This is a genomic window from Streptomyces sp. NPDC015345 (assembly GCF_043078805.1).
In the GTDB taxonomy this organism is placed as follows: Bacteria; Actinomycetota; Actinomycetes; order Streptomycetales; family Streptomycetaceae; genus Streptomyces.
In genome coordinates, this window is the sequence record NZ_JBIBTX010000009.1 from 183666 (window position 1) to 196992 (window position 13327).

Annotated in this window: 9 protein-coding genes; 6 read left to right on the forward strand and 3 right to left on the reverse strand. The window is 70.4% G+C overall.

Features of this window, described 5'->3' with window-relative positions; genetic code table 11:
• Nucleotides 1-133: 133 nt before the first annotated feature.
• From ACF062_RS32275 to ACF062_RS32290, 4 genes are all read left to right on the forward strand, one after another.
• Nucleotides 134-415, forward strand: a complete 282-nt coding sequence (locus tag ACF062_RS32275; protein ID WP_392143155.1) for an acylphosphatase — start codon at nt 134-136, stop codon at nt 413-415.
• A 406-nt stretch (nt 416-821) separates the two neighbouring features.
• Entirely contained in the window at nt 822-1025 is a 204-nt protein-coding gene (locus ACF062_RS32280) for a hypothetical protein (RefSeq protein WP_223777016.1), read from the forward strand.
• A gap of 231 nt (nt 1026-1256) precedes the next feature.
• Nucleotides 1257-4808 carry a chromosome segregation protein SMC gene (gene smc / locus ACF062_RS32285; RefSeq protein WP_392143156.1) on the forward strand — a complete coding sequence of 1184 codons (3552 nt, stop codon included), beginning with the start codon at nt 1257-1259 and terminating at the stop codon, nt 4806-4808.
• Between the two features lie 220 nt (nt 4809-5028).
• Nucleotides 5029-6453 carry a sugar porter family MFS transporter gene (locus ACF062_RS32290; protein WP_392143157.1) on the forward strand — a complete coding sequence of 475 codons (1425 nt, stop codon included), beginning with the start codon at nt 5029-5031 and terminating at the stop codon, nt 6451-6453.
• Between the two features lie 51 nt (nt 6454-6504).
• On the opposite strand, the gene ACF062_RS32295 is transcribed toward ACF062_RS32290, so the two are convergent.
• The gene (locus tag ACF062_RS32295) at nt 6505-7497 is read right to left on the reverse strand and encodes an LLM class flavin-dependent oxidoreductase (protein WP_392143158.1); all 993 of its coding nucleotides are present in this window, start codon (nt 7495-7497) and stop codon (nt 6505-6507) included.
• 116 nt (nt 7498-7613) lie between these two features.
• The gene (locus ACF062_RS32300; protein ID WP_392143159.1) at nt 7614-9059 is read right to left on the reverse strand and encodes a purine-cytosine permease family protein; all 1446 of its coding nucleotides are present in this window, start codon (nt 9057-9059) and stop codon (nt 7614-7616) included.
• Nucleotides 9060-9257: 198 nt separating this feature from the next.
• On the opposite strand from ACF062_RS32300, the gene ftsY reads away from it, so the two are divergent.
• Nucleotides 9258-10478 (forward strand): signal recognition particle-docking protein FtsY, encoded by a 1221-nt coding sequence (gene ftsY, locus ACF062_RS32305; RefSeq protein ID WP_223777021.1) that lies wholly within the window; start codon nt 9258-9260, stop codon nt 10476-10478.
• A gap of 151 nt (nt 10479-10629) precedes the next feature.
• Here the strand turns inward: ftsY and ACF062_RS32310 are convergent, their stop codons facing one another.
• The gene (locus ACF062_RS32310; RefSeq protein ID WP_356580271.1) at nt 10630-11292 is read right to left on the reverse strand and encodes a bifunctional DNA primase/polymerase; all 663 of its coding nucleotides are present in this window, start codon (nt 11290-11292) and stop codon (nt 10630-10632) included.
• Between the two features lie 435 nt (nt 11293-11727).
• Here ACF062_RS32310 and ACF062_RS32315 point away from each other — a divergent pair, with 435 nt between their 5' ends.
• Nucleotides 11728-13200 carry a hypothetical protein gene (locus ACF062_RS32315; protein WP_392143160.1) on the forward strand — a complete coding sequence of 491 codons (1473 nt, stop codon included), beginning with the start codon at nt 11728-11730 and terminating at the stop codon, nt 13198-13200.
• Nucleotides 13201-13327: the final 127 nt, after the last annotated feature.

Genomic DNA, 13327 nt, shown 5'->3' on the forward strand with positions numbered 1-13327 from the left:
GTGATCTTTGCGATCAACTCTTTATGATCAATGCGACTCACCCATACGGGTGAGGTTTAGCGAAACGCGACTGTACGCGATGGCGTATGGGGGCGAAGTGCCCCCAGGGCAATTGGCCGGTTAGCGTGCACCCATGAACGAAGATGTACGACTCACCGCCTGGGTGCGCGGACGCGTGCAAGCCGTGGGTTTCCGCTGGTTCACGCGCGCCAAGGCGCTGGAGATCGGCGGCCTGAGTGGTTTTGCTCTCAATCTGGAGGACGGCCGCGTGCAAGTCGTCGCCGAAGGCCCCCGGGCCGGCTGCCAGGAACTGCTCGACTGGCTGCGTGAGGGCGACACACCCGGCCGCGTCGACGGTGTCACCGAGATCTGGGACACACCACGCGGCATATACGAGACGTTCGCCATCCGCTGACCGTGACCCGGACGTACGTCACCGGACGGGTTTCCGGGCGGCCCGTCCGGGTGCTCCAGGCAACTGCCCGGGGCGGGAAATACCTGGTGGTTGCCAAGAAGGGCTTGTCGTGGCAGGCTCCGCAGGTAAGGATGATCTCCACGCCCCCAGGGCCCCGAAGGAGTTGCCGCGCCGCCCGTTCCGAGGCCGCGCGCCCCCGGGTCGCCCGCCAATACGGGGCGTGATCGTGTTGACCGTCAAACTTTTTGGTGAGACTCTGGAAGCCCCGCGCACCTTAGCTGTTTGGCATGTGAGAACGGCCAGCAAGACCAGCAGAACAAAGAGTGCCAGACACCGCGGGTGCGATTCCCTCACGACCCACACCGCACCGCTTCGGTCGGTCACTCATTGTGGAGGACCATCCATCATGGCAAAGGCGCTTCTCGGTTACGTCGGCGGCAGCGACCCGCGACTCCTCGCCGAGATGCGACGGCTCCAGCAGCGCGTCCAGGACCTGGAATCCGAGCTCGTTCGGATCCAGGCGGAGAACGACGCGCTCGCGGCTGCCGCTTCTCACGAATCGCTCATGGAGAGCATCGACGTACCCCAGGCGGAGCCTGCGCTCACCTGACCACCATTTGATGATGTACGCACCAGGGCCTTCCTCCCGTGGAGGCGCCTCGCACTAGGCACGTGGTCAGGCTGTCCTGTCAGCCGCTGTCTCCAGATCTGCAAGGGACGCCGCCTCGGCGTCCCTTCTTTCTTGGCCCGGTTCGTCCCGGCGTACGCTGCTTTCTTTACCGTCTGATGTGCCCTGCACCTTCATCGGTGAAACGGCCAGTGAAAGGTAGAGTCCGACGGCGTGCATCTCAAGGCCCTGACCCTGCGCGGATTCAAGTCCTTCGCGTCGGCCACGACGCTGAAGTTCGAACCCGGCATCACCTGCGTCGTCGGACCGAACGGCTCCGGCAAGTCCAATGTCGTGGACGCCCTCAGCTGGGTCATGGGAGAGCAGGGCGCCAAGTCGCTGCGCGGCGGCAAGATGGAGGACGTCATCTTCGCCGGCACCACCGGGCGGCCCCCGCTCGGCCGCGCCGAGGTCTCCCTCACCATCGACAACTCCGACGGCGCCCTGCCCATCGAGTACGCCGAGGTCACCATCACGCGGATCATGTTCCGCAACGGCGGCAGCGAGTACCAGATCAACGGCGACACCTGCCGCCTCCTCGACATCCAGGAACTCCTCTCCGACTCCGGCATCGGCCGCGAGATGCACGTCATCGTCGGACAGGGCCAGCTCGACGGGGTGCTGCACGCCGACCCGATGGGGCGCCGCGCCTTCATCGAGGAGGCCGCGGGCGTCCTCAAGCACCGCAAGCGCAAAGAGAAGGCGCTGCGCAAGCTCGACGCCATGCGGGCCAATCTCGCGCGCGTCCAGGACCTCACCGACGAACTGCGGCGCCAGCTCAAGCCGCTCGGCCGGCAGGCCGCCGTGGCCCGCCGGGCCGCCGTCATCCAGGCCGACCTGCGCGACGCCCGCCTGCGCCTGCTCGCCGACGACCTCGTCCGGCTGCGCGAGGCGCTGAACGCGGAGGTCGCCGACGAGGCCGCCCTCAAGGAACGCAAGGAGCGCGCCGAGGCCGAGCTGAAGGCCGCCCTCCAGCGCGAGGCCCGGCTCGAAGAAGAGGTCCGCCGCCTCACCCCGCGGCTCCAGCGCGCCCAGCAGACCTGGTACGAACTCTCCCAACTCGCCGAGCGGGTGCGCGGCACCGTCTCGCTGGCCGACGCCCGGGTCAAGAGCGCCACCGCCGCGCCGCCCGAGGAGCGGCGTGGGCGCGACCCCGAGGACATGGAGCGCGAGGCCGCGCGGATCCGGGAGCAGGAGGCCGAGCTCGAAGCCGCCCTCGAAGCCGCCGAGCGCGCTCTGGAGGACACGGTGGCCCACCGGGCGGAGCTTGAGCGGCAGTTGACGGTCGAGGAGCGGCGGCTGAAGGACGTGGCCCGGGCCATCGCCGACCGCCGCGAAGGGCTCGCGCGTCTCGGCGGGCAGGTCAACGCGGCCCGTTCGCGCGCCGCCTCCGCCCAGGCCGAGATCGGCCGGCTGGCCCTCGCGCGGGACGAGGCCGCCGAGCGCGCGGTCGCCGCACAGGAGGAGTACGAGCAGCTCAAGGCCGAGGTCGACGGGCTCGACGCGGACGACGCGGAGCTGGGCGAGCGGCACGACGCGGCCAAGCGGGACCTCGCCGAGGCCGAGACCGCGCTCACCGCGGCGCGGGAGGAGGCGACCGCCGCCGAACGCAAGCGGGCCGCGGTCGCCGCCCGGCACGAGGCGCTCGCGCTCGGCCTGCGGCGCAAGGACGGCACCGGCGCCCTGCTCGCCGCCAGGGACCAGCTGACGGGGCTCCTCGGCCCGGCCGCCGAACTGCTCACCGTCGCTCCCGGGTACGAGGTGCCGGTCGCCGCCGCGCTCGGTGCCGGGGCCGACGCCATCGCGGTCAGCGGTCCGAGTACGGCCGCCGAGGCCATCCGGCTGCTGCGCAAGCAGGACGCGGGGCGCGCGGCGCTTGTGCTGGGCGGCGCCCCCGAGGACGTACGGCCGGCGCGTTCCGGTGGGCCGCCGTACGTCGCCGATCTCGTGCGGGGGCCCGATGAGCTGATGCCCGCGGTGCGGCGGCTGCTGCGCGGGTTCGTCGCCGTCGGAACGCTGGAGGACGCCGAGGACTTCGTCTACGCCCACCCGGAGCTGACCGCCGTCACCGCGGAGGGCGACCTGCTCGGGGCGCACTTCGCGCTGGGCGGGTCGGCCGGGGCGCCCAGCCTGCTGGAGGTGCAGGCTTCCGTGGACGAGGCCGCGGCGGAGCTCTCCGAACTGGCCTCGCGCTGTGAGGAGTTGGCGGGCCGACAGCACGGGGCGGCGGAGCGGCGCAAGGAATGCGCCGCACTCGTCGAGGAGTTGGGGGAGCGGCGCAGGGCCGCCGATCGGGAGAAGTCCTCCGTGGCACAGCAGTTGGGGCGGCTCGCCGGGCAGGCGCGGGGCGCGTCGGGCGAGGCCGAGCGGTCGGCGGCCGCGGCGGCCAAGGCACAGGAGGCGCTGGAGCGGGCGGTCGAGGAGGCCGAGGAGCTGGCGGAGCGGTTGGCCGTGGCCGAGGAGACCCCGGCGGAGGAGGAGCCCGACACCTCCGTGCGTGACCGCCTCGCCGCCGACGGGGCCAACGCCCGCCAGACCGAGATGGAGGCGCGGCTCCAGGCACGTACGCACGAGGAGCGCGTGAAGGCCCTCGCGGGCCGCGCCGACTCGCTCGACCGGGCCGCGCGCGCCGAACGCGAGGCACGCGCGCGTGCCGAACGGCGCAAGGCACGGCTGCGCCACGAGGCCGCCGTCGCGGAGGCCGTCGCCTCCGGTGGGCGGCAGCTGCTCGCCCACGTCGAGGTCTCCCTCGTACGCGCCGATGAGGAGCGCACCGCGGCCGAGCGCGCCAAGGAGGTGCGGGAGCGGGAGCTGGCGGCCGAGCGTGCCCGGGGACGCGGCCTGAAGGAAGAACTCGACAAGCTGACGGATTCAGTCCACCGCGGCGAGGTACTAGGTGCTGAGAAGCGGCTGCGGATCGAGCAGCTGGAGGCCAAGGCACTGGAGGAACTCGGTGTGGAACCGGCGGGGCTCGTGGCCGACTACGGCCCCGATCAGCCCGTGCCGCCCTCGCCCCCCGCCGAGGGCGAGGAGCTGCCGCAGGACCCGGAGCATCCGCGCAACAAGCCGGTGCCGTTCGTCCGCGGGGAGCAGGAGAAGCGGCTGAGGTCAGCCGAACGGGCGTATCAGCAGCTCGGGAAAGTGAACCCGCTGGCCCTTGAGGAGTTCGCGGCGCTGGAGGAACGCCACAAGTTCCTCAGCGAGCAACTCGAAGACCTGAAGAAGACCAGGTCCGACCTCCTCCAAGTGGTGAAGGAAGTCGACGAACGCGTCGAGCAGGTCTTCACCGAGGCCTACCGGGACACGGCCCGCGAGTTCGAGGGCGTCTTCTCGCGGTTGTTCCCCGGCGGCGAGGGGCGGCTCGTCCTGACCGACCCCGACAACATGCTCGCGACGGGCGTGGACGTCGAGGCCCGGCCGCCGGGCAAGAAGGTCAAGCGGCTCTCGCTGCTCTCGGGCGGTGAGCGCTCGCTCACGGCCGTGGCGCTGCTCGTCTCGATCTTCAAGGCGCGGCCCAGCCCGTTCTACGTGATGGACGAGGTCGAGGCCGCTCTCGACGACACGAACCTCCAGCGGCTGATCCGGATCATGCAGGAGCTCCAGGAGGCTTCACAGCTCATCGTGATCACCCACCAGAAGCGCACGATGGAGGTCGCGGACGCGCTGTACGGCGTGTCCATGCAGGGTGACGGCGTCTCGAAGGTGATCAGCCAGCGGCTGCGCTAGGCGCGGTGCGCTGTCACCCGCCGCGCCTTCAAGACTTGAACATGAGCGTCCTCACGGTGCCTAAAAATTCACAGCAGACCAACTATTGACTTCGAAACTTGAAGGCATAGTCTCTGCAACGTTGCTTTTACCTTCAGGTGGTGGGCGGCGTGAAGTTGTGCGCCACTTGAAGAGCTCGCCCCCACCCCCGGCAGTGCAGCCGGTGGCCCGAGGAGTACACGTGACCAGCACATCGCAGGCGCCGCAGTCCGGAGCCAGAGAGGCCCATCCGGACCATCTCGGCCATGTCATCTTCATTACGGCGGCCGCCGCGATGGGTGGCTTCCTCTTCGGCTACGACAGTTCGGTGATCAATGGCGCCACCGTCGCCATCCAGCACCGTTTCGACGTCGACGCCGACACGCTCGGCTGGATCATCGCGACCGCGCTGCTCGGCTGTGCCGTCGGTGCCGCCGTCGCCGGTCGCATCGCCGACCGCATCGGCCGCATCCGCTGCATGCAGATCGCCGCCGTGCTCTTCGCGGCCAGCGCCGTCGGCTCGGCCCTGCCCTTCGCGGCCTGGGACCTGACCATGTGGCGCCTGATCGGCGGCATCGGCATCGGCATGGCCTCGGTGATCGGCCCGGCGTACATCGCCGAGGTCGCGCCGCCCGCCTACCGCGGCCGCCTCGCCTCCTTCCAGCAGGCCGCCATCGTGATCGGCATCGCCGTCTCCCAGCTGGTCAACTGGGGCATCCTGAACATGGCCGACGGCAACCAGCGCGGCAAGCTGGCTGGCCTGGAGGCCTGGCAGTGGATGCTCGGCGTCATGGTCGTCCCCGCCCTGCTCTACGGGCTGCTCTCCTTCATCATCCCGGAGTCGCCGCGCTTCCTCGTCTCCGCCGGCCGGCACGCCGAGGCCAAGAAGGTCCTCGGCGAGGTCGAGGGCCACGCCATCGACCTGGACGCGCGCGTCGACGAGATCGAGCACGGTCTGCGCAGGGAGCACAAGCCGTCCTTCAAGGACCTGCTCGGCAAGGTCGGCTTCCTGCCGATCGTCTGGATCGGCATCGGGCTCTCGGTCTTCCAGCAGCTCGTCGGCATCAACGTGATCTTCTACTACTCGAACCAGCTGTGGCAGTCGATCGGCAAGGACCCCTCCAGCTCGTTCCTGTACTCGTTCGAGACGTCGATCGTGAACATCATCGGCACGGTCATCGCGATGATCTTCGTCGACCGCATCGGCCGCAAGCCGCTGGCGATCATTGGCTCGGCGGGCATGGCGGCCGCGCTCTTCACCATGGCCTGGGCGTTCTCGTACCGGACCGGCTCCGGTGACCACGTCTCGCTGCCGAACGCGCAGGGCCTGACCGCGATCATCGCCGCCAACGTCTTCGTGCTCTTCTTCGCCCTGTCCTGGGGTGTGGTCGTCTGGGTGCTGCTCGGCGAGATCTTCCCGAACCGGCTGCGCGCCGCCGCGCTCGGTGTGGCCGCCTCCGCGCAGTGGCTCGCCAACTTCGCGATCACCAAGACCTTCCCGAGCATGTCCGAGTGGTCGCTGACCGGCTCGTACATCGTCTACGGCGCCTTCGCCGCGATCTCGATCCCCTTCGTCATGAAGTTCGTCAAGGAGACGAAGGGCAAGGCCCTGGAGGAGATGGGCTAAACCCCGCTGCCCCTCCTCTTCAGGAAGCTGCCCCGGCTGAAGGACTCGTGCTCACTTGTCCTTGAGCCGGGGCAGTACGTTTTCGCAGAAGTGGTGCAGACTGCGCCAGCCCTCGTCCACGGGCATCCCGCCGGCGAGCGGATGCAGGATGAGGCCGCCGGTGCCGCCCTTCGCGTACGCCACGCACTCCTCCGGCGTCAGGACGCGGTAGATGCCCTCCGCGCGCAGTTCCTCGACCGTGGTGGCCGCCGACTTCACCGCCGAGCGGATGGCCCCCTTCGCCCGCGTCTGCCAGGAGGCGTAGGTGCGGGCCTCGTGCAGGAAGTGCGCGCCGTGCTCGGCCCAGGTGCGGTCGGGGTCGTCGGCGATGTGCAGGAGCGGGGTCTCGGCGGCGGGCATCATCGTCCAGCCCTCGGTGCCGTGCTCCGCGAGCTGCTCGGTGTAGTACGCCTCCAGCTCGGGCAGGTGCGCGCTCGGGAAGAACGGCAGGCCGAACCGGGCCGCGCGCCGGGCCGCCGCCTTCGACGAGCCGCCGACCAGCAGCAGCGGATGCGGCCGGCTGAACGGGCGGGGGGTGACGCGCACCGTGCGGCCGCGGAAGTCGAAGGGCTCGCCCGTCCAGGCCGCGAGCAGCGTCTCCAGAAGCTCGTCCTGGAGCTCACCGCGCCGCTTGAAGTCGACGCCCGCCCGCTCGTACTCCTCTGGCCGGTAGCCGATCCCCGCCACGGTGACCAGGCGGCCGCCGCTGAGCAGGTCGAGTACGGCGATGTCCTCGGCGAGCCGCAGCGGATCGTGCAGCGGGCCGATGATCGCGGACACCGTCACCGCGATGCGCCGCGTCGCGCCGAAGACCGCGCCGGCGAAGGCGAACGGGGAGGGCAGCCAGTTGTTCTCGGCGCCGTGGTGCTCCTCGGTCTGGACGGTGGAGATGCCGCGGTCGTCCGCGTACGTGGCCATCTCCAGGGCGGCCTTGTAGCGCTCGCTCAGCGAGGCGGGTGTGGCCGCGGGATCGACGAGGTTGAACCGTACGACTGTGGTGGGCATGGGAACGTCCCCCTTCACCGAGCGTGGGCGGCGAAGGGGGACGTTAGTTGACGTGATGTCAGATGGGTAGAGCGTGGCGGAAGTTGGCGGGTATCACCGCCTCCGCGGGCCCTCGGTCAGGCGGAGACCAGGTCCGGCTCGCCCTTGCCGGCCGCGTCCTTCTCGACGAGCGGGGTCTTCGGCAGCACCGCGTACAGCACGGCGGCGACGATGATCGTGGCCAGCCAGCCGAGGCCGTGGCGGCCGATCCAGGACGTGGCGAGCGGGCCGCTGAACCAGTCGACCTTGGTGAAGAGCAGGCCCACGACCAGGGCGATCGCCCACGCGGTCATGGCCTGCCAGGCGAAGCCCGCCTTGTACCAGTAGGCGCTGGTGCGCTTGGTGTCCATCAGGGCCTCGCCGTCGTACGTCTTGCGGCGCAGCATGTCGATGCCGAAGACGCCGATCCAGGCGGAGAACGCGACCGCGAGGAGCGTGAGGAAGGAGATGAACGAGCCCATGAAGCTCGTCGCCACGTTCATCAGGATGTAGCCGAAGATCAGGCTGATGATCGCGTTCACGCTGACCGCCCACGCGCGCGGGACCTTGATGCCGAGGGTCATCGCGGTGAAGCCGGCGGAGTACATCGACATCGAGTTGATCAGCAGCATGCCGACCAGGGCCATGATCAGGTACGGCACCGCGATCCACGTCGGGAGCAGCGAGCCGAGGAAGGAGACCGGGTCCTGCGCGGTGGAGAGCTTCGGCGCGGAGACCGCCATGACGGCGCCCATCAGGACCATCGGGACGACGACGATGGCGGCGCCGCCGACCGCGTGGCCGACCAGCGGCTTGTTCGAGGCGTTGCGCGGGAGGTAGCGGGTGAAGTCCGGGCCGGTGGGGACCCAGCTGATGCCGCCCGCGGCGATCGTGCCGACGCCCGCGACCATCATCGCCGTGGAGCCCGCGGGCTTGTCGAAGACGGCGGACCAGTCGGTCTCGGCGAGGAGGTAGACCAGCACGAGGACGCTGAACGCGCCGAAGGCGTACGTCGACCACGTGCTGCAGATGTGCAGGATCTTGCGGCCGAGGCCACTGATCAGGAACGTGCAGGCGACGAAGGCGACCAGCGTGACGACGGTCAGCCAGGTGCTCGACTCCACGTCGAAGCAGATGTTGAGGACCGTGATGATCGCGTACGCGCCCGTGACCGCGTTGATGGTCTCCCAGCCCCAGCGGGCGACCCAGATCAGCGCGCCCGGGAAGAGGTTGCCGCGCTGGCCGAAGACCGCGCGCGAGAGCGTCATGCCCGGCGAGCCGCCGCGCTTGCCGGCGATGGAGATCAGGCCGACCATGCCGTAGCTCAGCAGGGGCGAGACGAGGGCGACGACCAGGACCTGCCAGAAGTTCAGGCCGTTGGAGACGATCAGGCCCGCGCCCATGGTGAGCAGCAGGACGCTGATGTTGGCCGCCACCCAAGTGGGAAACAGCTCACGGGTCCTGCCCGTGCGCTCGGCGTCCGGGACGGGCTCAAGGCCACGTGTTTCGAGGGCGCCTTCGGTTTCGGCGGTGGTGCTGCTCATGGGGGTGGGTCCGTGCCTCTCGCTCGGCTCGCAACGTCGCGATCCGTCGGTGGGGGTGATCGCGATGGACTCTACGCGCGTTGATGCGGGGAGCTCCATCGTACTTTAATCCGAGTAGTGCCTTCTAGTGGCATATGTTCTTTGGAGGAAGACACAATCTGGGCCTCTGGAAGGGCCATGCCGGATACTGGGTGGGTTATGGAAATCGTCATCCTTGCTGTAGTCATCGCCGTGGTCGTGATCGGCGCGCTCGGCGGGCTCGTGATCGGCAGCCGCAAGAAGAAGCAGCTGCCCCCGCAGGCCCCGTCCAGTACGCCCACCATCACCGCCCCTCCCGCCGAACCGAAGGTCGGCGACGAGGCCGAGACGCCGCGCGACGAACCGCGCCGCACGATCGAGGAGGTGGACCTCCCGCTCGCCGAGCCCTCGGCGACCGCCCCCGTGGTGGTCGAGGAACCGGCCGCCCCGGAGATCGAGACCCCCGAGCCCACCGCCGGCCGCCTGGTCCGGCTGCGCGCCCGGCTCTCCCGCTCGCAGAACGCGCTCGGCAAGGGGCTGCTCACGCTGCTGTCCCGCGAGCACCTCGACGAGGACACCTGGGAGGAGATCGAGGACACGCTGCTCACGGCGGACGTCGGCGTCGCCCCCACCCAGGAGCTCGTGGAGCGACTGCGTGAGCGCGTGCGCGTGCTCGGCACCCGGACCCCGGACGAGCTGCGCACGCTGCTGCGCGAGGAGCTCATCGCGCTCCTCGGCACGGGCGCCGGCACGGACTTCGACCGCACCGTGAAGACCGAGTCCGGCCTGGAGACCCCGGGCATCGTGATGGTCGTCGGCGTCAACGGCACCGGCAAGACCACCACCACCGGCAAGCTCGCACGCGTCCTCGTCGCCGACGGCCGCTCGGTCGTCCTCGGCGCCGCCGACACCTTCCGCGCGGCCGCCGCCGACCAGCTCCAGACCTGGGGCGAGCGCGTCGGTGCCCGCACCGTCCGCGGCCCCGAGGGCGGCGACCCCGCGTCGATCGCGTACGACGCCGTCAAGGAAGGCATCGCCGAGGGCGCGGACGTCGTGCTCATCGACACCGCGGGCCGGCTGCACACCAAGACGGGCCTCATGGACGAGCTCGGCAAGGTCAAGCGCGTCGTCGAGAAGCACGCGCCGCTGGACGAGGTGCTGCTCGTCCTGGACGCCACGACCGGGCAGAACGGCCTCGTGCAGGCGCGGGTCTTCGCCGAGGTCGTCGACATCACGGGCATCGTCCTCACGAAGCTCGACGGCACCGCCAAGGGCGGCATCGTCGTCGCCGTCCAGCGCGAACTGGGCGTACCGGTCAAGCTCGTGGGCCTCGGCGAGGGCGCGGACGACCTGGCGCCGTTCGAGCCGGAGGCGTTCGTGGACGCGCTGATCGGCGACTAGCGCCGCCGGGGAGTCAGGTGCGTCGGCTGTCGCAGGCCCGTGGATTCGCCGCGGGCGCGTCGTGGCTGGTCGCGCAGTTCCCCGCGCCCCTTCGGGGCGCAACATCAGGGCCTCCTCGCATTGCGCAGTCGCGAGGGGGCCCTTCCCGCGTCTACGCCGGGGACCGGTGTGCCACGTACGCCAGGGTCCCGAGCAGGAGCCGGGCCTGCGGCGGGTCCGTCGCCGAGTCCAGGGCGGGGGAGCGGAGCCAGCGGACCGGGCCGAGGCCACCGCGGTCCGAGGGGGGTGCCGTGATGTGGTCGCCCGGGCCGAGGCCGTGGAGGTCCAGGGCGGCGTCGTCCCAGCCCATGCGGTAGAGCAGGCGGGGGAGTTCGGCGGCGGCGCCCGGGGCGACGAAGAACTGCGCGCGGCCGTCGGGCGTGACCGCCACCGGACCCAGGGGCAGACCCATCCGCTCCAGGCGGACCAGGGCACGCCGCCCCGCCGTCTCCGCCACCTCGATCACGTCGAAGGCGCGCCCCACCGGCAGCAGCACGGCCGCTCCGGGGAACTCGGCCCAGGCATCCGCCACTTCGTCGAGCGTGGCACCGGCCGGGATCTCGGGGGCGAAGCCCAGGGGGTGCGCGCCGGGGGCCGCGCAGTCGGTGGCGCCGCACGAGCAGGTACCGTCCAGGGCGCGGGCACCGGGCACCGCGTCCCACCCCCACAGTCCGGTGTACTCCGCCACCGCCGTACAGTCCGACGGGCGGCCGCGCCGCCTTGATGCGGTCCGGAGCTTGTCGGTCCCCCGGGTGCCGCCGATCGTGAAGCCCATGCCCCCTCCAACGGGTCGAGCGTGCCGCGGTTACGTGAGGGAATCGGAACGTGACCCTCTGCTCTTGAGACGGCGCTTGGAGGTCTCAGGGGTGGTGCGTCCGGCGACATGCGCCCCGGCGCACTCCTTTCCACCGCTTTCCGTCATCGCTGTCAAGTCAATCGCGTTGCGTAGTGCGGGAGTTCATTCGAAGGGGTGGCGAATGGTGGCGTTTCCGGGATCGCCCTCGCGGGAGCGGTGATCGTAGGATTACTTTGCGTACACGACCCCGGGATTTCGACTTCCCATGGGTATGCCGGAGGCAAGTCGGTTTCCTGTTCGACGGGTGGCATTCTCCGGACGGACAGCCGCAAGAGGCGGCATTCTGTTAGGGCTTGGCGTAGGAAGCGCACAGCGTGACGGCGCACAGGTGGCTTGAAGGATGGGGGCGTTCCAGTGGGCGGCAGTGGCGGAAGCGGAGCGAACGCTGAGAAGCGCCCCAATGAGATGCTCACGTCCTGGTTCGTGCGCAGCGGCTGGTCCAAGGGCGAGCTGGCCCGGCAGGTGAACCGTAGGGCACGCCAGTTGGGCGCCCACCACATCTCCACGGACACCTCCCGCGTGCGCCGCTGGCTGGACGGCGAGAATCCGCGCGAGCCGATCCCGCGCATCCTCTCCGAGCTGTTCTCCGAGCGGTTCGGCTGCGTCGTCGCCATCGAGGACCTCGGCCTGCGCGCCGCGCACCGCACACCCGCCTCCTCCGGGGTCGACCTGCCCTGGACCGGGCCCCAGACCGTGGCGCTCATCAGCGAGTTCTCGCGCAGCGACCTGATGCTCGCCCGCCGGGGCTTCCTCGGCACCTCGCTCGCGCTCTCCGCAGGACCCGCCCTCATCGAGCCCATGCAGCGCTGGCTGGTGCCCTCGCCGTCGACGCCTCGCGAGGAGCCCGAGCCCGCCGCGATGCGCCGCCCGGCGCGCCTGTCCAAGCCGGAGCTCGACCTCCTGGAGTCCACCACGGTGATGTTCCGCCAGTGGGACGCCCAGTGCGGGGGAGGGCTCCGGCGCAAGGCCGTCGTCGGGCAGCTGCACGAGGTGACGGACCTGCTCCAGGAGCCCCAGCCGGAAGCCACCGCCAAGCGCCTCTTCAAGGTCGCGGGCGAGCTGGCCGAGCTGGCCGGCTGGATGAGCTACGACGTGGGTCTGCAGCCCACCGCCCAGAAGTACTTCGTCCTCGCCCTGCACGCCGCGAAGGAGGCGGGCGAGAAGCCCCTCGGGTCGTACATCCTCTCCAGCATGAGCCGCCAGATGATCCACCTCGGCCGGCCCGACGACGCGCTCGAACTGATCCACCTCGCGCAGTACGGCAGCCGGGACTGCGCCAGCCCCCGCACCCAGGCCATGCTGTATGCGATGGAGGCCCGCGCGTACGCCGGAATGGGCCAGCCCGGCAAGTGCAAGCGGGCCGTGCGGATGGCCGAGGACACCTTCGCCGACGCCGAGGAGTTCGACGAGCCCGAGCCGGACTGGATCCGCTTCTTCTCCGAGGCCGAGCTGAACGGCGAGAACGCCCACTCGTACCGCGATTTGGCCTACGTGGCCGGGCGCAGCCCCACCTATGCCTCGCTCGCCGAGCCCGTCATGGACCGCGCCGTGGAGCTCTTCGAGACCGACGCCGAGCACCAGCGTTCGTACGCCCTGAACCTCATCGGCAAGGCCACCGTCCACCTGCTCCAGCGCGAGCCCGAGCAGAGCACGGTGCTTGCCGGGCAGGCCCTCGACATCGCCAAGAAGGTCCGCTCCGAGCGGGTCAATACGCGCCTGCGCAAGACCGTCGACACCGCAGTGCGGGACTTCGGCGACGTCGCCGAGGTGGTGGAGATCACCGAGCGGCTCGCCATCGAGATGCCGGAGACCGCGGAGGCGGTCTGAAGCCCGGCACGACCGGCCCCGGTCGCGGCGCGACCATCCCGAACAGCCCGACTCGGCTCCCCCTACGCCAGTCAGCCGGATGGCCGCCGCGGCCGGTTCGTACGCCCCGGGCAGGGTAGGAAACCGC

Coding starts and splice junctions, on each gene's coding strand:
- ACF062_RS32275 (WP_392143155.1), top strand. CDS start 134: ATGAACGAAGATGTACGACTCACCGCCTGGGTGCGCGGACGCGTGCAA.
- ACF062_RS32280 (WP_223777016.1), top strand. CDS start 822: ATGGCAAAGGCGCTTCTCGGTTACGTCGGCGGCAGCGACCCGCGACTC.
- ACF062_RS32295 (WP_392143158.1), bottom strand. CDS start 7,497: ATGCCCACCACAGTCGTACGGTTCAACCTCGTCGATCCCGCGGCCACA.
- ACF062_RS32300 (WP_392143159.1), bottom strand. CDS start 9,059: ATGAGCAGCACCACCGCCGAAACCGAAGGCGCCCTCGAAACACGTGGC.
- ftsY (WP_223777021.1), top strand. CDS start 9,258: ATGGAAATCGTCATCCTTGCTGTAGTCATCGCCGTGGTCGTGATCGGC.
- ACF062_RS32310 (WP_356580271.1), bottom strand. CDS start 11,292: ATGGGCTTCACGATCGGCGGCACCCGGGGGACCGACAAGCTCCGGACC.